Source organism: Klebsiella sp. WOUb02 (genome assembly GCF_050058015.1).
Lineage (GTDB): Bacteria > Pseudomonadota > Gammaproteobacteria > Enterobacterales > Enterobacteriaceae > Klebsiella.
In genome coordinates this window covers 56,311-77,131 of sequence record NZ_CP170110.1, presented here as the reverse complement: position 1 = coordinate 77,131, position 20,821 = coordinate 56,311, and the positions used below count along the sequence as shown (strand labels likewise).

General features: G+C 53.6%; 17 protein-coding genes and 2 pseudogenes. 4 read left to right on the top strand and 15 right to left on the bottom strand.

From position 1 onward, the window contains the following. Positions 1-10: 10 nt before the first annotated feature. Entirely contained in the window at positions 11-610 is a 600-nt protein-coding gene (gene yfbR, locus ABOC21_RS07115) for a 5'-deoxynucleotidase (protein ID WP_426814060.1), read from the top strand. 45 nt (positions 611-655) lie between these two features. Here the strand turns inward: yfbR and ABOC21_RS07110 are convergent, their stop codons facing one another. The 4 genes from ABOC21_RS07110 to yfbV all read right to left on the bottom strand — a co-directional run bounded on the left by ABOC21_RS07110 (position 656) and on the right by yfbV (position 4,272). After that, the gene (locus ABOC21_RS07110) at positions 656-2,488 is read right to left on the bottom strand and encodes an SLC13 family permease (RefSeq protein ID WP_426814059.1); all 1,833 of its coding nucleotides are present in this window, start codon (positions 2,486-2,488) and stop codon (positions 656-658) included. A gap of 76 nt (positions 2,489-2,564) precedes the next feature. Beyond that, positions 2,565-3,224, bottom strand: coding sequence for a sugar phosphatase (locus ABOC21_RS07105; protein ID WP_426814058.1), 660 nt, complete (start codon positions 3,222-3,224; stop codon positions 2,565-2,567). Between the two features lie 11 nt (positions 3,225-3,235). Then, positions 3,236-3,730: a YfbU family protein gene (locus tag ABOC21_RS07100; RefSeq protein ID WP_426814057.1), complete on the bottom strand. Its 495-nt coding sequence runs from the start codon at positions 3,728-3,730 to the stop codon at positions 3,236-3,238. Positions 3,731-3,816: 86 nt separating this feature from the next. Next, complete coding sequence (gene yfbV / locus ABOC21_RS07095) at positions 3,817-4,272, bottom strand: terminus macrodomain insulation protein YfbV (protein WP_426814056.1); 456 nt, start codon at positions 4,270-4,272, stop codon at positions 3,817-3,819. Between the two features lie 337 nt (positions 4,273-4,609). Between yfbV and ackA the strand changes: the two are divergent. From ackA to ABOC21_RS07080, 3 genes and pseudogenes are all read left to right on the top strand, one after another. After that, a pseudogene (gene ackA, locus ABOC21_RS07090) lies at positions 4,610-5,813 on the top strand (acetate kinase). Between the two features lie 253 nt (positions 5,814-6,066). Beyond that, positions 6,067-8,211, top strand: a complete 2,145-nt coding sequence (pta, locus tag ABOC21_RS07085) for a phosphate acetyltransferase (protein ID WP_426814055.1) — start codon at positions 6,067-6,069, stop codon at positions 8,209-8,211. Positions 8,212-8,383: 172 nt separating this feature from the next. Further along, on the top strand, positions 8,384-11,077 hold the full coding sequence (locus ABOC21_RS07080) for a sigma 54-interacting transcriptional regulator (RefSeq protein WP_426814054.1): 2,694 nt from the start codon (positions 8,384-8,386) through the stop codon (positions 11,075-11,077). A 36-nt stretch (positions 11,078-11,113) separates the two neighbouring features. On the opposite strand, the gene alsE is transcribed toward ABOC21_RS07080, so the two are convergent. The 11 genes and pseudogenes from alsE to ABOC21_RS07025 all read right to left on the bottom strand — a co-directional run bounded on the left by alsE (position 11,114) and on the right by ABOC21_RS07025 (position 20,739). After that, positions 11,114-11,797: a D-allulose 6-phosphate 3-epimerase gene (alsE, locus tag ABOC21_RS07075; protein WP_426814053.1), complete on the bottom strand. Its 684-nt coding sequence runs from the start codon at positions 11,795-11,797 to the stop codon at positions 11,114-11,116. A gap of 3 nt (positions 11,798-11,800) precedes the next feature. After that, a complete protein-coding gene (locus ABOC21_RS07070) occupies positions 11,801-12,844 on the bottom strand; it encodes a galactitol-1-phosphate 5-dehydrogenase (RefSeq protein ID WP_426814052.1) in 1,044 nt (347 codons plus the stop codon). 42 nt (positions 12,845-12,886) lie between these two features. Further along, positions 12,887-13,450 (bottom strand): SIS domain-containing protein, encoded by a 564-nt coding sequence (locus ABOC21_RS07065; RefSeq protein WP_426814051.1) that lies wholly within the window; start codon positions 13,448-13,450, stop codon positions 12,887-12,889. Then, positions 13,451-14,491 carry a galactitol-1-phosphate 5-dehydrogenase gene (locus ABOC21_RS07060; RefSeq protein ID WP_426814050.1) on the bottom strand — a complete coding sequence of 347 codons (1,041 nt, stop codon included), beginning with the start codon at positions 14,489-14,491 and terminating at the stop codon, positions 13,451-13,453. Between the two features lie 83 nt (positions 14,492-14,574). Then, positions 14,575-15,429 (bottom strand): PTS system mannose/fructose/sorbose family transporter subunit IID, encoded by an 855-nt coding sequence (locus ABOC21_RS07055; protein WP_426814049.1) that lies wholly within the window; start codon positions 15,427-15,429, stop codon positions 14,575-14,577. A 15-nt stretch (positions 15,430-15,444) separates the two neighbouring features. Continuing rightward, positions 15,445-16,146, bottom strand: a complete 702-nt coding sequence (locus ABOC21_RS07050) for a PTS mannose/fructose/sorbose/N-acetylgalactosamine transporter subunit IIC (protein ID WP_426814048.1) — start codon at positions 16,144-16,146, stop codon at positions 15,445-15,447. A gap of 238 nt (positions 16,147-16,384) precedes the next feature. After that, positions 16,385-16,867 (bottom strand): PTS system mannose/fructose/N-acetylgalactosamine-transporter subunit IIB, encoded by a 483-nt coding sequence (locus ABOC21_RS07045; RefSeq protein ID WP_426814047.1) that lies wholly within the window; start codon positions 16,865-16,867, stop codon positions 16,385-16,387. A gap of 14 nt (positions 16,868-16,881) precedes the next feature. Continuing rightward, on the bottom strand, positions 16,882-17,271 hold the full coding sequence (locus ABOC21_RS07040; RefSeq protein ID WP_426814046.1) for a mannose/fructose/sorbose PTS transporter subunit IIA: 390 nt from the start codon (positions 17,269-17,271) through the stop codon (positions 16,882-16,884). A gap of 302 nt (positions 17,272-17,573) precedes the next feature. After that, positions 17,574-18,528 (bottom strand): annotated as a pseudogene (locus ABOC21_RS07035) (transketolase family protein). Beyond that, a complete protein-coding gene (locus ABOC21_RS07030; RefSeq protein WP_426814045.1) occupies positions 18,521-19,351 on the bottom strand; it encodes a transketolase in 831 nt (276 codons plus the stop codon). The pseudogene ABOC21_RS07035 and the gene ABOC21_RS07030 overlap by 8 nt, the downstream one beginning before the upstream one ends. Next, the gene (locus ABOC21_RS07025; RefSeq protein ID WP_426814044.1) at positions 19,348-20,739 is read right to left on the bottom strand and encodes a PTS ascorbate transporter subunit IIC; all 1,392 of its coding nucleotides are present in this window, start codon (positions 20,737-20,739) and stop codon (positions 19,348-19,350) included. The genes ABOC21_RS07030 and ABOC21_RS07025 overlap by 4 nt, the downstream gene beginning before the upstream one ends. Positions 20,740-20,821: the final 82 nt, after the last annotated feature.

Sequence of the window (20,821 nt, the reverse complement as noted above, 5' to 3'; positions counted from 1 at the left end):
AAGGGTCCTTATGAGTCAGAGTCATTTCTTTGCCCACCTCTCCCGCCTGAAGCTGATTAACCGTTGGCCGCTAATGCGCAACGTGCGCACCGAAAACGTATCCGAGCATAGTCTGCAGGTCGCCATGGTCGCCCATGCGCTGGCGGCAATTAAGAATCGCAAGTTTGCGGGCAAGGTTAACGCCGAGCGGATCGCGCTGCTGGCGATGTATCATGATGCGTCGGAGGTATTAACCGGCGATCTGCCGACACCGGTAAAATATTTCAACTCGCAGATCGCCCAGGAGTATAAGGCCATCGAGAAAATCGCCCAGCAGAAGCTGATTGATATGGTTCCCGACGAGCTGCGCGATATTTTTGCGCCGCTGATTGATGAACACAGCTACAGCGAAGAAGAAAAATCAATCGTCAAGCAGGCCGATGCGCTCTGCGCCTATCTGAAATGCCTCGAGGAGCTGTCGGCCGGTAATAACGAATTTTTACTGGCCAAAGGCCGGCTTGAGAAAACGCTGGAATCCCGCCGCAGCGATGAAATGGACTATTTTATGCGGGTGTTTGTCCCAAGCTTTCATCTTTCGCTGGATGAAATCAGCCAGGATTCCCCGCTGTAAATCGACGCCAGCCCGGCCAACGGCCGGGCCATGGGCAACCGGGGCTCAGAACGGGAACAGAACCGGGATCAGCAGCACGCAAACCACCATCACCAGCACGGTAAAAGGCACGCCGATCTTCACAAAATCGCTGAACGAGTATTTACCGGGCCCCAGCACCAGGGTGTTAACCGGTGAAGATACCGGGGTCATAAACGCCGCCGAAGCCGCCATCGCCACCACCATAGCGAAGGGATAAGGCGACACGCCCATTGAGTTTGCCGCCGCTAGCGCAATCGGCGCCATCAGCACCGCCGTTGCGGTATTTGAAATAAACAGGCCAATGGCCGCGCACATCACAAACAGGCATCCCAGCATTAAATAGGGTCCTTTGCTGCCGGCAACGTCCATCAATCCCTGGACCACTAAATCTACGCCGCCGGTTTTCTGCAGCGCCAGCGCAAAAGGCATCATCCCGACGATCAGAATGATGCTCGGCCAGTGAATCGCTTTGTAAGCGCTCTCGGCGTTAATACAGCGAAACTTCCCCATCAAAAGGCAGGAGATAATGGCGGCGATGGGATTGGGAATTTCATCGGTGAGCATCAGAGCCACCATCAGCACCAGGCAGAAAATAGCGTGCGGCGCCTGGCTGTGGGCCGGTGACGCATCGTTCACCTCGATCGGCATATTTAACACGACAAAATCGCGCCCGCGCTTCGCCAGCAGGGCAATCTGCCGCCAGTTGCCGACCACCAGCATGATATCGCCCAGCTGTAGGGACTCATCGACCACCGCGCCATCGAGGGCTTTACCGTCCCGCTTAAGGCCGACGATATTGAGCCCAAAGCGGGTGCGGAAGCCGATTTCACGCACCGTTTTACCGATAAGCTCCGAGTCGGGGATCAGCGTCACCTCCGCCATGCCGACATCCAGCGCCTGGTCGGAGAAATACTCCCCGCGCAGCACCATCGGCTCAAGCATTTGCTCCCCGCAGAACTGGCGCAAATCAACGTCCGATGCCGACATGTCAATCAGCAGGACGTCGCGGGCGCGGAACTCGGATACCCCGTTAACGTTCACAATCACCCGCCGAAAACGGCGCCAGCGCTCGACGCCGATAACGTTAGCGCAGTAGCGCTCGCGTAGCTTAAGGTCGTCCAGCCGCTGGCCAATCATCGGCGAACCGGGGCGGATCGCCAGGCGACGCGCCCTGCCGGTTAAATGGTACTCTTTGATCAAGTCGCGAAAGGTGCTCTTCTTGCGCCCATCGCGCGCCAGCTCGCTCTCATCGCCTTTTAGCATAAAGCGCACCGCCAGCATGTAGAAAACGCCCAGCACTAAAACCACCAGGCCAATTGGCGTGACGCTAAAGAAGCTAAGGCCCTGAAGCCCTTCGCGTATCAGCTCGCTGTTGACCACCAGGTTGGGCGGGGTTGCCACCAGGGTCATCATCCCGCTGATCAGTCCGGCAAAGCTCAGCGGCATCATCAGGCGCGAGGGAGAGGTATTCATACGGGCAGAAACGCTCAGCACGACCGGGATAAAGATCGCCACCACCCCGGTGGAACTCATAAAGGCGCCCAGCCCGGCGACGGTTAGCATCAGGTAGATCAGCATTTTGGTTTCGCTGCTGCCTGCCACCTTCACCAGCCAGCTGCCGACTTTGCTTGCGACGCCGGTGCGCACGAGGCCGTCGCCGATGATAAACAGCGCGGCGATAAGAATAACGTTCGGATCGCTAAACCCGGAAAACGCTTCGCTGAGGGTCAGCGTATCGCTGAGGACGAAGGCCACGATCACCAGCAGCGCGATAGCATCCATGCGCACTTTCCCGGTGGCAAAAAGCACGACCGCAACGGCAAGAAGAGACAACACCCAAATCAGTTCACCGCTCACAACTTATCCTTGTCCGAAGATGGAGTCGAAATTGTGGCACAAAAAAGCCCCGACAGCGCGGGGCTAAATCATGAGATTATGCTTTAAGCGTGACGCTAACGTTGCCGTCTGGCTGCCGGACAATCATCAGCTCTTCGAGGCTGGTCAGCACAAAGTCTGCTTCATCGAGACGCGGCGCGTCGGCGGGTATGTTAACGGCAATCGTACGGCATCCGGCGCTTAGCCCGGACAGCAATCCCGCCGGCGCGTCTTCCACCACCACGCAATCCTGCGGCGCCAGCCCCAGCAGTTCCGCTCCGAGCAGGTAGGCATCCGGCGCCGGTTTGCCGTGCTTAACCCGCTCCGCCGTAACGAAAATTTTAGCATCGGGCAGCCCCGCAGCGCGATGGCGGGCGTGAGCAACGGGCTGCGATCCCGACGTGACGATGGCCCACGGGATCCCGGCTTCATCGAGCGTGGCCAGCAGCGCAACCGCCCCCGGCAGCGCCGTGATACCGTCGGTATCCGTTGCTTCCACCGTTTCCAGGTAAGTGAACTCCGCCTGGATCGCCTCTTCGCTGCGTCCGGGTAAAAAATGGCGTAACGAGGTTATCGCCTGCTTGCCGTGGATAAAGTTCAGCACTTCATCATGCGCGATGCCGAAACGCTCCGCCCACGTGCACCAGGAGCGTTCCACCACCGGCAAGGAATCAACTAACGTCCCGTCAAGATCGAACAGGAAACCTTTACACTGCACGGACACCTCCATCAGGCGTTGATAATTTGATTAATTTCGTTGCTGCTCAAATGGTACTGGCGCGGGCATGAGTGCCAGGCGGCCAGCATACGCTGATATTTTTCCCACATCGGCGTCTGCGAATTGAAGCCGTGGGTGCCGGCGTCAAAGTGGCTGTAGCGCCCCTCGACGTTGACGATAAAGCGCACGTAGCCGAGGAAGCGCGCTTCGGTGGCCACGTCGAACCCCAGGAAGGTCACCCGACGCTCGTCGATTTCGCTGCCGTCCTTGAGGTTAGTCCAGGAGACGTGCATCGCATGATACATTTCCATGACATCGATAACGGTACGGCAGGTTTCTTCGGTCAGCTCACCAAACTCGCGGTCCAGTTCGCGCATCTGCAGCCCGTATCCACGCTCGATGATGGTCTGCAGACGGCGATAGCGCTCAGCGTTGTCCGGGTCGAGCATCGTCATCATCTTGTACTGATTTGATAAAATCAGGCGCTGCGCATTGGTCATTTCCATTTTTTGACTCCTGTGGCACTTTACGGCGTGAAAAAAGAAGGCGCATTAATTATGCGCCTTCTTTTATATGCGTTTTCCTTAGGGAATTACAAATCATCCAGGAAAGTTTTATCCAGTTGTTTGAAGGCGCGCTTAAGCGTGTCAGCTAAAGCCTGATAATCCGGCTTACCGTCAACCGGCGCCAGCGCCTGTCCCGCCTCCTGCAGCTTGCCGCGCACTTCATAAAACCAGCTCAAAACCGACGGCGGCAGCGGCGTTACCGAACGTTTCCCCAACCACCACAAACCCTGCATTGGCAGACTCAGAGCAAACAGCGCCGTGGCGACCGCCGGACCCAGCTGGCCGCCGAGGGCAATTTGCCAGCACAGGGTAAAGACCGCGACCGGCGGCATGATACGAATCGCGTAGCGGGTGGCGCGAATAATGCGGTTTTCAACAAAAACCGGGGCGAGGCGTTTATCTAAAGGCCAGGTCTTTGTGTAGTGCTGCCCGCGGCGAAACAAGCTGAAAAAGCTAACGGGGCTATTCTCGGGTGTCGACATGGCTTTACCTCAACTTTACATATAAATCTTAAAAAATTCGTGCAAAACACCAACTGTGCATGACAACGTTCAAAACATTTTGGCAATGGGTGCGGCAATCAGGTATCCTGTGCCCACCTGAAAGGGCGATAGACCCTTTTACCAGGTTAGTCAAATTATCGCATATTCTGCCATTGTCTGAAAATTATCCAAAATGGCATAAAATCAAATGTACTTATCTCATCGTGCCCGGAAACAGAACAAGGCATGATGTTAATCATAAATGTCGATGTCATCCTGCGCTACGCTTTGTGACTCTATGACGTTTTTTTAGCCACGTATCATAAAAGGTACTTCCATGTCGAGTAAGCTAGTACTGGTTCTGAACTGCGGTAGTTCCTCACTGAAATTTGCAATCCTTGATGCTCTCAACGGTGACGAATATCTGTCCGGTTTAGCCGAATGTTTCCACCTTCCTGAAGCGCGTATCAAATGGAAAATGGATGGCAGCAAACAAGAAGCAGATTTAGGCGCCGGCGCCGCTCACAGTGAAGCGCTTAACTTTATCGTTAACACTATTCTGGCACAAAAACCAGAACTGTCTGCTCAGCTGACCGCAATTGGCCATCGTATCGTTCACGGTGGTGAAAAATACACCAGCTCCGTGGTGATTGACGACTCCGTCATTCAGGGCATCAAAGATTCCGCCTCTTTCGCTCCGCTGCACAACCCGGCGCATCTGATCGGTATTGCCGAAGCGCTGAAATCCTTCCCGCACCTGAAAGAGAAGAACGTTGCCGTGTTCGACACCGCGTTCCATCAGACCATGCCGGAAGAGTCTTACCTCTACGCCCTGCCGTACAGCCTGTATAAAGAGCATGGCGTCCGTCGCTACGGCGCCCACGGCACCAGCCACTTCTACGTAACTCAGAAAGCGGCAAAAGTTCTGAACAAACCGGTTGAAGAGCTGAACATCATCACCTGCCACCTGGGCAACGGTGGTTCCGTTTCCGCTATCCGTAACGGCCAGTGCGTTGACACCTCCATGGGTCTGACCCCGCTGGAAGGCCTGGTCATGGGCACCCGCTCCGGCGATATCGACCCGGCAATCATCTTCCATCTGCACGACTCCCTGGGCATGAGCGTTGATGCGATCAACAAAATGCTGACCAAAGAGTCCGGCCTGCTCGGTCTGACCGAAGTCACCAGCGACTGCCGCTATGTTGAAGACAACTACGCGGATAAAGCGGACGCTAAGCGCGCGATGGACGTTTACTGCCACCGCCTGGCGAAGTACATCGGTTCCTACACCGCGCTGATGGACGGTCGTCTGGACGCGGTTATCTTCACCGGCGGTATCGGTGAAAACGCGGCGATGGTTCGTGAGCTGTCTCTGGGCAAACTGGGCGTACTGGGCTTCGATGTTGATCATGAACGTAACCTGGCGGCCCGTTTCGGCAAGTCCGGCTTCATCAACAAAGAAGGCACCCGCCCGGCTCTGGTCATCCCGACCAACGAAGAGTCTGGTTATCGCGCAGGACGCCAACCGTCTGACCGCCTGATTTCACATCGCCAGCGATAAGCCTGAATCATTCAAGTTGCAGGAAGGCGGCGACGCGGCGAATCCCCGGGAGCGGCAAAGAGTACGTGACCGGGGTAAGCGGCAAATCCATCGTCGCGGCGGCCCCTAAGGGCGAGGCTCATGGATGAGCCAAGCAGCAAAGCCAACGCACGTGCAGCTTGAAGTATGAGGGGAAGCTGGGGGTGCAGTTTTGTATCCCGCCTGATACCGGCGGTAACGAAAGAGGATATATCGTGTCCCGTATAATCATGCTAATCCCTACCGGAACCAGCGTAGGCCTGACCAGCGTCAGCCTCGGTGTTATCCGTGCTATGGAACGTAAAGGCGTTCGCCTGAGCGTCTTTAAACCTATCGCGCAGCCGCGCGCTGGCGGCGATGCGCCTGACCAGACCACCACTATCGTTCGCGCTAATTCCAACCTTCCGGCCGCAGAGCCGCTGAAGATGAGCCACGTTGAGTCGCTGCTGTCCAGCAACCAGAAAGACGTGCTGATGGAAGAGATCATCGCTAACTACCACGCCGCGACTCAGGATGCCGAGGTCGTGCTGGTAGAAGGCCTGGTTCCGACGCGTAAACATCAGTTTGCCCAGTCGCTGAACTTCGAAATCGCCAAAACGCTGAACGCTGAAATCGTCTTCGTGATGTCTCAGGGTACCGACACCCAGGAGCAGCTGAACGAGCGTATCGAACTGACCCGCAACAGCTTCGGCGGCGCGAAGAACACCAACATTACCGGTGTTATCGTCAACAAGCTGAACGCGCCGGTTGACGAGCAGGGACGTACTCGTCCCGACCTGTCTGAAATTTTCGATGACTCTTCCAAAGCGAAAGTAGTCAAAATCGACCCGGCTCAGCTGGTGACCGGCAGCGCACTGCCGATTCTCGGCGCGGTGCCGTGGAGCTTCGATCTGATTGCCACCCGCGCAATCGACATGGCGCACCACCTGAATGCCACCATCGTCAACGAAGGTGACATCAACACCCGTCGCGTGAAATCGGTGACCTTCTGCGCGCGCAGCATTCCGCACATGCTGGAACACTTCCGCGCGGGTTCCCTGCTGGTGACCTCCGCCGACCGTCCTGACGTGCTGGTTGCCGCCTGCCTGGCGGCGATGAACGGCGTAGAAATCGGCGCCCTGCTGCTGACCGGCGCCTACGAAATGGACGCCCGTGTGAGCAAGCTGTGCGAACGCGCGTTCGCCACCGGCCTGCCGGTATTCATGGTCAACACCAACACCTGGCAGACCTCTCTGAGCCTGCAGAGCTTCAACCTGGAAGTGCCGGTTGACGATCACGAGCGTATCGAGAAGGTTCAGGAGTACGTGGCAAGCTACATCAATGCCGACTGGATCGAGTCCCTGACCGCGACCTCCGAACGCAGCCGTCGTCTCTCTCCGCCGGCCTTCCGTTACCAGCTCACCGAGCTGGCGCGCAAAGCGGGCAAACGCGTCGTTCTGCCGGAAGGCGACGAGCCGCGTACCGTTAAAGCCGCGGCAATCTGCGCAGAACGCGGTATCGCGACCTGCGTGCTGCTGGGTAACCCGGATGAGATCAACCGCGTTGCCGCCGCTCAGGGCGTAGAGCTGGGTTCTGGTATCGAAATCGTCGATCCGGAAGTGGTGCGCGAAAGCTACGTGGCTCGCCTGGTCGAACTGCGTAAGAGCAAGGGGATGACCGAAGCGGTTGCCCGCGAGCAGCTGGAAGATAACGTGGTTCTCGGCACCCTGATGCTGGAACAGGACGAAGTCGACGGCCTGGTGTCCGGCGCGGTACACACCACCGCCAACACCATCCGTCCGCCGCTGCAGCTGATCAAAACCGCTCCGGGCAGCTCGCTGGTCTCTTCCGTGTTCTTCATGCTGCTGCCTGAACAGGTTTACGTGTACGGCGACTGCGCGATCAACCCGGATCCGACCGCAGAACAGCTGGCAGAGATCGCTATCCAGTCCGCAGATTCCGCGATTGCCTTTGGCATTGAACCGCGCGTGGCGATGCTCTCCTACTCCACCGGCACCTCCGGCGCCGGTAGCGACGTCGAAAAAGTGCGTGAAGCAACCCGTCTGGCTCAGGAAAAACGTCCTGACCTGATGATCGACGGCCCGCTGCAGTACGACGCCGCCGTGATGGCTGACGTGGCAAAATCCAAGGCGCCGAACTCTCCGGTTGCCGGCCGCGCGACCGTGTTCATCTTCCCGGATCTGAACACCGGTAACACCACTTACAAAGCCGTACAGCGTTCTGCCGACCTGATCTCCATCGGGCCGATGCTGCAGGGTATGCGTAAGCCGGTGAACGACCTGTCCCGCGGCGCGCTGGTTGACGATATCGTCTACACCATCGCGCTGACCGCGATTCAGTCGTCTCAGCAACAGCAGTAATTGCCGCCAGCCAACCCCCCTCGATACGAGGGGGTTTGCATATAAATTCCTCTCTCTTCGTAAGCAACTTAGCGCCAAATACAGGTTCTGTATCTTTTGTTGCTGGCTCACAGTAATAACCGCCAGACTTTATATAATTACCCTACCCTGTAAATTATAATCAAAAGACAAAATGACCCGTAAAAAAAGAATTCTTACTTATCTGACTGATTTATGTAAAAAAACACCGGGCGGCGCAACGACTCAACAAATATCCAACACGCTGAAAATTTCACGCCCTAACGTCAGTAGTGATTTAAACCTGCTGGTTAAAGAGGGAATTATCGCTAAAAGTAACGCGCGTCCGGTTTATTATTTTGTCAACAACGGAATAACCAGCCAAAAAGTAAGTTCTCCGGACATCGACGATCCTTTCACTTATCTGATTGGCTATCATGACAGTTTGCAAAAACAAATTAGTCAGGCGAAGGCTGCCATTATTTACCCGCCGCGTGGCCTACATACGTTGTTAACCGGTGAGACCGGTACTGGTAAAAGTTTGTTTGCCCGGCTGATGTATAATTACGCTATCGCCCGACAGCTTCTGAAAGAACATGCACCTTTTATTGTGTTTAACTGTGCCGATTACGCCAGTAATCCACAGCTGCTGGTTTCTCATATTTTTGGTCATTCCAAAGGAACATTCACCGGCGCCGATAAAGACAAGCCCGGTCTGTTAAGTGAAGCCGACGGCGGTATGCTTTTCCTCGACGAAGTACACCGTCTGCCGCCGGAAGGTCAAGAGATGATCTTCTACTTTATCGATACCGGAACATGGGGCCAGCTGGGTGAAACAAAGCGCGATCACCGCGCCGAGATCCTGCTCATCTGCGCCACGACCGAAGATCCCAGCTCCTCACTGCTCTCCACCTTCCTGCGAAGAATCCCCATCACTATCAATTTGCCCGGGCTCGCCAGCCGGCTTCCCGAGGAGCAGATTGAGCTACTTAAATTTTTACTTAAAATCGAGGCGGCGCGCATTGGCTGCACGATTACCATTGATGCTGACAGCGCCAAATCGATACTTGGCAGCTCCTTTTCTGGCAATGTGGGTAAACTTAAGTCGACGATTCAGTCGGTCTGCGCCCATTTTTTTATGGAAAAAAATCAGCAGCAACAGAGGCTGGATATCCGCTTTGAGCAGCTTGCGCTGGATATTAAAACGGGGATCTTCAATCTTAAGCGTAATAATGATTATCTGGCCCGCCTACAATATAGTCTGGGCGATATTATGACTATTTTACCTGACGCCATTCCCGCGCATCCGGCACTCAGCATCAACAAAAACGACAGCCCGCTGAGAATGTATGATTTTATTGATAATAAAATTAATTTTATGCTCGAGCAGAACTTTACCGATAGCGACATCAACCGCTTTATCACTTTGGAAATTAATAACTACATTGACGTTAAGCTTCCCCGCACGCGCCAGTGGTTCGATCACGGGTTAGATAAGAAAACGCTACTTTTTTGTCAGTCTCTTAAAACAGAAATTGAGCTACAGATGGGAAAAGAGTTCGGCGATAATTTTCTGTTCTCACTGGGGTATCATCTGGCGAATCTCACCCGGAACCACACTCATTCCCCCGGAAATAGCTGGACACGCCGCTACCGGGTTAACAAACTCCCGGAATATGATTCCGCCTTAACCATTAAAAAGCGGCTGCAAGACGAATTCGGTATCGACATTAATGAAGACGAAGTAGCCTATCTGACCATTTTACTCAGCTCGCTGGTAATCCGTGAAAAAGAGAAATTGATTCACGTGATTGTCGCCACTCATGGGGATCTCATTGCCAGTAATATGGTAGACATTGCCCGTACGCTGATCGCCGAAGAGAACATTTCGGCGGTTAATATGCCTCTGGATATTCGTCCCAATCAGGCCATCGCGCAGATAAAAGAGACGATTCTGGCAACGCCTAACGCCCGGGGATTTTTACTGCTGGTCGATATGGGATCGCTGCTGCATGCCGGGGATATTATCGCCCAGGAGTGCCGGATCGCGATGCGTACCCTGGATATGGTTTCCACCCCGCTGGTGATCGAGGCGCTGCGCCGCACGTCCATTCTCAATGCCGAACTGGACGATATCTATTTCAGTCTGCTCCATTTCAAAGGCTACGGTGCGAATCAGCATCGGGAACAGCCGGTGCCTGATAAGCCACTGGCGGTTCTGGCCATCTGCTCTTCCGGCGAGGGGATAGCTAAAAAACTGCAGTCGCTGTTGCGTTCAGTACTGGATGAAATCAACCGCAGCGATATTCACATTATTAATCTTTCCGCCGACGAAATGTTCAGCCGACGGCAGAGTTTGTTGAGCGAGTACCGGGTACTGCTCTCGGTTGGGATAGTCGATCCAGAGTTTAATCTGCCACATATTCCGCTGGCGGAGTTTTTCTCCCGCCAGGGAGAGCTTAAGTTTCAGACGGCGATCGGCGGCAGCTACGTTAGCCAAAACAGGGCCGACAATCCCGTCACCCTAACCAAATTGAGCGAACAGTACCTGCAGGATTTCCTGGTGTTTCTCAACCCCAAAAAGGCGGTGCCCATTGTAATGTCATTTATTCAGATGATTAAGGAGCATCGGCGGCTGGAGGACCAGGGCAGCGGACTACTTAACATCTGCGTACATATTTGCCTGGCCCTCGAACGTTCAGTACGTAACGAAACCATTACCTACAACAAACAGAACCGGGAGGAGTATCTTTCCAGCCCGGTGATGACGATTTATCAGACGGCGAACGATACGCTGGAAAATAAAACAGGGGTAAAACTAAGCGACGACGAACTGCTCTACATTATGGATATGCTGGAGGAGAAATAGAGAAAGCGGCGCGATGTCAGCATCGCGCCCATCCCTTTAAACAGGAGCTAAAGCTTCCTGCAGCTCGGATTGCATCATTTGCCACGCCGCCGCAATTTCCGGCGCATGGTTAAATAGCCCGCTTGAACCCACGATCAGAATATCGGCCCCTGCGGCCATCAGGCTGGCGTAGGTATTCTTGTTACAGGAGCCGTCAACCTCAATCAGGTAGTTCAGACCATGTTGTTCACGCCAGGCGGCAAAGGCTCTGATTTTTCCCAGCATTTCGGGAATAAACGCCTGGCCGGCGAATCCAGGATCGACGGTCATAATGGTAACCTTATCAATACGAGCCAGGTAAAGCGTCACATCCTCCAGCTGAGTTTCCGGGTTGAGCACCAGCCCGCACTGCATTCCCGTATGACGAATAGCATCAATCAAACGGAAGGCTTTGCCATTCACCGCCTCTGCGTGAAAGCTGACCATTGTCGCCCCGGCTTTCGCGAGGGCCTCAACATAGTTTTCCGGGTCGGTCACCATCAGATGACAGTCGATCGGCGCTTTAGCCAGCGGACTCAGGTTTGACACAAACCAAGGAGAAAGCGTTAAATTCGGAACAAAGTGCCCATCCATAATGTCCACGTGAAACCAGGCAATCTTGTCGTTGAGAAACAGAATCTGATTGCGAAAATCAAGCAGATCCATGCACATAAGTGAAGGTGCAATAGCCGGTAATTTCATAACTTACTCCTCTGCCGTCACCATGCATTTGCAGGTAAATTGCTGACGCTGATGAATGGCGTTTAAGAGATCGATTGCCTGTCCGATACCGACCTGATGGGAAATCAGATCGCTAACCAATAGAGCGCCGGAGCTGATAGCCCGCGCCGCATCCGCCCATTCATCGTGGGGATATCCCTTGTAGACTGAGTTGTACACGCCGGCCAGCGTTAGCTCCTTACGCATCGCCAGGTCATAGGCAAGGCGTGGAATAACCATTTCCTCATGGCAATTGCCCAGTAGCATCACGCTGCCAAAGGTACGGCAGGCATCCAGCGCGAAGCAAAGCCCAGGAGCGCTACCGCTGCCTTCAATGACGACGTGGGCACCTCCGTCGGTTAGCTGCCGAAGACTATCCAGCGCGCCCGCCTCATCGCAACGCAGCGCATACTCAAAGCCGAGCTGCTTGCAGAAGGCGATTTTGTCGGGATCGATATCCAGCAGCACAATTTTTCCGGCTCCGTGGAGCTGCGCCCAGCGGGCGGTTAGCAGCCCGATCGGCCCCGCGCCAATAATGGCCACCGTGTCGTTGAGGTCGAGCGCCGCCCGGCGCACCACGTGTAGCGCGATGGTGGCGGGCTCCAGCATCGCCGCCTGCGGATAGCTAACATCGTCAGCAAAAAATACCAGGTTAAATAGCGGCACCGTAAGATATTCGCTAAAACCGCCATCGCAGCGGGAGCCGTACGAGCTGTAGTTCAGACATCGGGCGTAGTAATGATGCCGGCAGAACACGCAGTCGTGACAGGGTTTGATGGGAAACACCGCCACCCGTCGCCCGATGAGCGCTTCATCTCCCCCGCTCCCTACGGCGTCAATCCGTCCGGAAAATTCGTGGCCGATCACCCGAGGAAATGACGGCGTTCCCGTGCGCCATATTCTGGGAATATCCGATCCACAGACCCCGGAGGCCATCACTTTGACCCTGACCTCTCCGCTTTTCGGTACCGGTAATTCTCGCTCCTCCAGCGCCAGATCGCCCACAGCGCGTAGTGCAACAACTTTCATGTCATCCTCCTGCGGGACATGGCGGTTGCCCGCATTAGCAAATCATTCCAGGTTCGCATGGTTCAGGCGGACCTGTTCAAAGGTCATACCCTGCATATCCATAATGCGCAGACAGATAAGATCGCCAAAAATCATCAGCGATTGTTCAAACAAGGTAGTCATCGGTTGAATAGACATTTGCGTGCCGCTGCCGGACTTAGAACCGCAGTGGAAATCCACCACCACGTCTGACATACGGGCAATGGTGCTTGCCGGGCTGGAAGTCAGGTGTACCACCGTCGCGCCATAGCGTTTCGCACATTGGGCAATATGTTTCGGAAAGATAGACTCGCCCGATCCGGAGCCCACAACCAGCACATCGCCAGGAGCAATAGGCGGTTCATTAATAGCGCCGACCTCACAGGCGGTAATGCCGATATGGTTCAGGCGTTTGACCGTGGTTTCCAGCGCCAGCGCAACACGACCAACCCCAACGAAAAAGACCTTATTGGCCTGGCGTAGTGCCGCAATATAGTCGGCAATCTGCGCCTCATCGATGCTCTTTAATACCGATGCAATTTCACTGGTAACCGCCTGCGCCGCTGCTGAATAACTTGCATTCGTCATTTAAATCACCATCATTGCTTTACAGAATAAGGTGTCATTCGCATGAACCAGGTCGAAGAGATCGGCGAGTCCATCAATACCCACTTCATGGGTGATTAAATCGCTAACTTTGAGTTTTCCGCTGCCGATGGCCGCTGCAGCATCCTGCCATTCGTCATGTGGCTGCTGCTTATAAACGGAGTTAAAGACCCCAAGAAGGGCGGCTTCTTTACGCATAAATTTGTCGTAGACGCCGCGGGGAATATGCATATCCCCATGAGGGTTCCCGAGCATCAGTACCTTGCCAAACACGCGGCAGGAAAGAAGAGAGTTGGAGAGTCCGCCGGAGGAACCGCTGCCTTCAATACAGACATCTGCACCGTTGCCCTCGGTCTGATGCATGACCCAGTCAACCGGATCGTCCTGACTGGCGTCGCACAGTAGTTCAAAGCCCAGAGAACGACAGAAATCGATTTTCTTACTGTCAACATCGACCAGCATGACTTTACGCGCGCCATAAATCGCCGCCCAGCGAGCGATCATGATACCAATCGGCCCGGCACCATAAATCACTACGTTATCGTTCATATCCAGGCGAGCGCGACGCATCACGTGCAGTCCAACAACGGCAGGTTCCAGCATCGCCGCTTCACGTAAATCCGCATCGTCATTCAGGAACACAAGGTTAAATAATGGGACGGTCAGATATTCACTAAATCCACCATCCTGTCGAGAACCGAAGTAGCTGTACTGAATGCATTTCGCAAAGTGACGCTCCTGGCAAAAGGCACATTTGTTACAGGGAATCAGCGGGAATATTGCCACTTTGCGACCAATTAGCCCCGAATCCACGTCCTCCGCAACTTTTTCAATCTGGCCGGAAAATTCGTGGCCAAGCACAATGGGATAATGATACGGGCCATTAACAAACGCGCGCGGAATATCGGAACCACAAATACCTGCGGCGCGAACTTTTACTAACACCTCTCCGGCAGCAGGTACAGGAATGGGTCTTTCCTCAAGTGAAAACTTACCTAATTCCGTCAATGATAATACTTTCATTTAATTATCCTCTGTAATTCAGGCGTGCATCCAGATTACAGGCCAAAGACCTGTAATCTGAGCCAAGCCGGATGTAATTTAAGTTATTGTGCAGGAACCGCCAGAATACCAAGCCAGGAGGTAATAATGCCGACGATAAATATAACCGCAATAACCGTATTGGGTTTCATTTTTCGGCGAATCATTTTTAGTATGCCGAGTGTAATTATCAGCGGAATTAACGATGGCAATAATGTATTTAAAATATCCTGAATGCCAATATTAGCGCCTTTAATATGTATCACTAATGGGGTCACAATATCAACGCGCGAAGCCGCCATGCCTCCGACCACCATTAGCCCAATAAGCCCAAAAGCATCTGTCAGTTTATCCATCAGGCCTTTTTTCAAAATATCCAGGATCACCGTGCGACCTCTGCGGTAGCCCAAAAAGAACATATTCAGACTGCAGAAGATCATGATGAACTTATACCCCAGTTCAAAGAGTATGGGGCCGGCAAAATTTCCCTGAATCGCCAGATTACAGGCGATAGCTGCAAGAATAGAGTAAACAATGGCCTGGAGAGTGTCGCCGATCCCGGCTACCGGCCCCATCAATCCGGAACGTAGCGAGGTTATCGCTTCCGGCGGTAGATCCATACCTTTTGCTCTCTGTTCTTCCATCGCCACCGATACGCCAGTAATCACATGGCCACAGAATGACGGTTCAGTATTAAAGAAGTTAAAATACTTCTTCAGTTCTTTCACCTGACGGGCTTTATCTCCCGGATAGAGTTTGCGTACTACCGGAACCATCGCACTGGCCTGTCCTAAAGCCTGTAAACGTTCGTAGTTATAACAGGTTTCTGACGAGTAATTTAACGCCCAGGTTTTTAACAGTTCGGTACGGGTCAGCGTTTCACCCATAACAGTTTTTTCGGTTTCATTATTTATGGTCATGATTATTATTTCCCGTTATTTCTCGACGGAGAATTTCGTATTAACGTTCAGAATAACGGCGGCGATAATAGCAAACACCGCAATCGCCATAATTCCGAGCTTAAGAAATGCGACAAGGAAAAAACCGAGGAAGAAAAACGGCATCAGATGTTTTTTCCCCAGGAACGAAACCAGCATGGCAATACCCAACGCTGGCATAATACCGCCAATTACCTGGAACGCGCTAACCAGTTCCTGCGGAATTTTTGCCAGCATTGCACGCATAAAATCGGCGCCGAAATAGACCATCGCAAATGCCGGCAATCCCACAAGAATAAAGATAACGAAGAATGAAGGCACATAGTTCATCAGACGCATGCCGGTAATATTGCCACGCTCCAGCATCGCCTCAGCTTTATGCACCCACAGCGCGTTAATACTCATCGATGCCTGGAAAGTCAAAATACCCAGCAACGAGAACGGCACCGCGAATACTACCGCTGTCGACGGTTCCGCACCGCTGAGGATGGTCATCGCCGTACCGAATACCGAAGCCACCGGTAAATTCCCGGGCATCGTGCCGCCTACCGTCATCCAGCCAAGATAAGCAAGATTGATATAAGCGGCAGCTTTCATCCCTTCTACCGGTTCACCGAGAGCTAACGCCACCAGAAAACCGGAAATAATCGGGTAGAGCCAGGTTCGAGTAATAAGGTGGCTAACCCACCAGTTACTCATTGTAGCGATCAGGGCAACAAGAATAGCTGAAAGTAACATAGTACTTTGTCCTCTTATTATATTTTGCCGGGTTTAACACCAGTATATAGTTTGCAGGAATAACGCTATCTGTCTGCATACTGCAATGCTTAGGGTAATAATCCCCCTGCCACATAACGCGACATAACACACTATCAGTCGTCTTCTTCATGGTTATGTAACGGTACGCCAGAATGAACGGTGCACCGCTGTCAACTTTTCATAAATAGGTCATCAAATTTGCCGGCGTATCTCCAGGAAGCACCTGAATTTGGACCGGAATACCCATTTGGTCTATTTCTTTGAAGGCCCGGCGTTCAGCATCGGACGCGGCAAGATTACGATAGAGGCGGGAACGGTTTTCATTTACCCCCATACCGCCCACCGTCAAATTCTGAAATTTAGCCCCAACATTAAGCATCTTCAGCACCGTCAGTGGGCTTTTCACCAGGATAATAATATTGTCGCTGTTGTTATCGGCACTTACTTCGCCAAGCTTCGCAGCAGCGGTTTCAGCGTCATAAATATTGAGCGTCATGTTATTAGGAACCGCCATTTCCAGTACCGAAATCATAAACTCATCATTGACCAGTTCATCATCAACAATAATGATCTTCGTGGCATTAAGATGTTTAACCCATCCTGTCATTACCTGGCCGTGGATCAATCGGTCATCAATTCGTAAAAGCGATATCATAGACATTGTGATTTCCTTTTTTACAGGGGCTTTATCGCACTTTTGCCAACGTTTACCGATAATGTCACCAGTTCCTCTAGCGAAGAGACATCCTGACGCTCCAGTAAAATATTAACCAACATCGGGATATTGACTCCAGCGATTAGCCGGGTATCCGGTCGGTGTTTAACAAAATAGCTTGAAGCATTAAAAGGCGTTCCGGAATAGATATCCACCAGGAGCAGCAGCGGAATATCCGATGAAATATCAGAAATAATTACTGCAAGCTTTTTTATTAAACTTTCAAGATTTTCTCCAGGCATAAAATCAACGGTCAAAACATGTTTCTGGCTACCAATAAGCATATTGGTAGTATTAATCAGTTCACACGCCAGGTTGCCATGCGTCACAACAATAACGGAACATTCCATGGCTAACGATTCCTCTTGATCGATGGGCGAATTATGTTAGTTCCTCCTTTCCCACTTTTACATCATGAGAAAGCCTTCCTCCAGGATAAAGCAGTTATCGTGCCAAACTTTAAATATATATAGTTATCAATACATTAAAAAATGGTTTAATACTGTGTATGGCAACAGAAGTGAGTGTATCGGTTTAACAGGCTGAGTGTATCGGCCCAGAGGTTCAAGAGTTGCGGAAGGTCTTGTTGGCGGCAGGGTAGTGGCAAAAACAGTAGAAAAAGCTCCCACAGTTTGACTGTGGGAGCCTGCGCTTAAAGTAATTCTCGCGCGCTGGAAACAATATCATGCGCCGTCAGGCCATACTCCTTCTGCAGGAAATCCTGGGTTCCGACCTGACCGTAGCGCTCCTTCACCCCCACGCGACGCATCGGCACCGGGCAGGTTTCTACCAGCACCTCGGCCACGGCCGATCCCAGGCCGTTGTGAATGCTGTGGTTTTCGCAGGTCACGATGCGCCCGGTTTTCTCGGCATAATTTTTCACCAGCATGCGGTCGATAGGCTTGAGGGTAAACATATCAATTACCGCCGCGCTGACGCCTTCCTGCTCGAGCCTGTCGCGCCGCCTCCAGCGCCTCCGCCACCATGATACCGTTGGCAATCAGGGTGATATCTTCGCCTTCGCGCAGCACGTTGCCCTTGCCGATGGTAAACGTCGAGCCCGGCGCGTAGACGCTCGGCGCCTGCTTGCGGATGGTGCGCACCCAGTAGAAACCGTTGAGCGTCATCAGTTGACGCAGGATATCGTCGAACATCACCGCATCAGTGACCTCCAGCACTACCGAGTGCGCCAGGCCACGAACGATCCCCATATCTTCAAACGACATATGGGTGCCGCCGTTATGGCAGGCGGTAACGCCGGCCTCGGAAGCAATGACCTTGACGTTGTTACGCTGATAATCCAGAGACATAAACAGCTGATCGAAGCAGCGGCGGCTGGCAAAAGCGGTAAAGGTGTGAACAAACGGCCGACGTCCGGTCAGCGACAGGCCGGCGGCGGTGCCGATGACGTTGGCCTCCATAATGCCGCAGTTGATCACGTGCTGCGGATAATCCCGCGCCACGCCGTCCATTGCCATCGAACTCATCAGATCGGCCTCGAGGGCGATAATATCGCTTCCGGCCTCAATCTGCCGGGCGACAAATCCGGCGTACACTTTACGCATTTCCACTGCGTCTTTTTGTCCTGCGGGTGCGACGTTAATCATGTGCGGCCTCCAGTTGACGAATCGTCTCGTTCAGCGCCGCCGTCATCTCATCCGTCAGGCGCAGGTGATGGGAGTTGCTGAGCTGCTCGAGATACGGCACGCCCTGTCCCTTAATGCTGTCGAGGATCACCACCCGCGGGCGCGCATCGGCGGCCGGAACGGGCTGCACCGCCGCCAGTAGTCCAACGATGTCGTCTCCCTTCACGGTGATGGCGTCAAAACCAAAGGCGCGGAACTTCTCCTCAAGGTTGAAGGCGCGGATAATTTCGTCGAGCGCGCCGTCGAGCTGCAGCTTGTTCCAGTCAACAAACACCGTCAGGTTATTCAGGCGATGGTGGGCGATAAACTGAAACGCCTCCCAGCACTGCCCCTCATTGAGCTCGCCGTCGCCGACAATGCAGAATACCCGATTCGGACGCCCGGCCAGCTTATGGGAGAGCGCCATGCCGCCGGCGATGGAAATCCCCTGTCCCAGCGAACCGGTCGTCGCATCCACTCCCCGGGTTTTCAGGCGATCCGGGTGGCTCGGCAGACGGGTTCCGTTATGGTTAAGCGTGCTGAGCTCTTCCATCGGGAAATAGCCCTTGATGGCTAAGGTGCTGTAGAGCGCCGGGCCGGCATGGCCTTTTGACAGCACAAAGTAGTCGCGCTCCAGCCAGTCCGGGTCGGCGGGGTCGATTTTCATCACCGCGCCGTACAGCACCGCCAGCGTTTCGACGACCGACATGCTGCCGCCGTAGTGGCCGAAACCCAGATTGGTCAGCGATTTAAGCGTGGCAACGCGGATATCGCGCGCCAGGTGAGTCACTTCTTGCACATTCATAATTTGGCTCCGTTATTCTCCTGCGCGCCATTGCCCGCAGATTTCTTCTTCGCAAAGATGTTGTACGCAACCAGCAGAGCGAACAGCGCTACAACAAGACCCGTAATGGCAAACGGCGACAGATAGCGCGCCAGGTTGCCGAGCACGATGCCGATCGCGCCGAAATCGGCGTCAGAGAAGGTGGTATTGGCAAATCCGATCGCCCCCAGTACCGGCAGCAGCAGCACCGGCAGGAAGGTGATCAGCAGACCGTTGGCAAAGGCGCCAATCATTGCGCCCCGACGGCCGCCGGTGGCGTTGCCGAAGACCCCCGCCGTCGCACCGGTGAAAAAGTGCGGTACGACGCCCGGTAAAATCAGCACCAGATTCATTTGGCCAAGCAGGAACAGCCCCACCAGGCCGCCAAGGAAGCTAAACAGGAAACCGATCAGCACCGCGTTGGGCGCATAGGGGTAAACCACCGGGCAATCCAGCGCAGGACGCGCGTTCGGCACCAGTTTTTCTGAGAAGCCGGTAAACGCCGGCACGATTTCCGCCAGGATCAGGCGCACGCCTTGCAGGATGATAAACACCCCGGCGGCGAAGGTAATCGCCATGATGATGGCGTAGACCAGATAGTTCTGGCCGCCGCTGAAGGTGCTTTCCACATATTCTCGCCCGGCGCTCACGGCCATGATCAGGTAGATAATCATCATCGTCAGGGAGATAGAGATCGAGCTGTCGCGCAGGAAGCTGAGATTCTTCGGCAGATTCATCTCTTCGGTGGAGCGGGAGCCTTTTCCGCAGACGCTGCCAATCGAGCCCGAGAGCACGTAGCCCAGGGTGCCGAAGTGGCCGAAGGCGATATCATCGGTTCCGGTAATGCGCTTCATATAGCGCTGCGCCAGCGCCGGGAAGAACGCCATCACCAGGCCTAAGATCAGCGAGCCGGTAAACACCAGCCCCACGCCTTCGAAGCCCGCCACGGTGAGGATCACGCCGATCATACAGGCCATATAGAAGGTATGATGCCCGGTCAGGAAGATATACTTCAGCCGCGTAAAGCGGGCGACGATGATATTCGCGACCATCCCAAAGGCCATAATCAGCGCGGTTGACGCACCGTATTTTTCGAGGGCAATAGAAACAATCGCCTCGTTATTTGGAATAATCCCCTGGATATTAAAGGCGTGTTCAAACATGCCGCCCAGCGGATTCAGCGAGCCAACTAATACCGTCGCCCCGCCGCCCAAAACAATAAAGCCAAGAATGGTTTTAATCGTTCCTTTTACGACGTCAGAAAATGATTTTTTTTGTGCCACCAGGCCGATCAGCGCAATTAACCCCACCAGCACCGAAGGCACTTTCAGAATATCAACAACAAAATTCAGCGTTTCAAGGATAAACATATCCGCCTCGCTATATCCCCGTCATACTTCAAGTAGCATGTGCGTTGGCTTTCCGGCCACTCGAATTATTTAGGGTATAAAT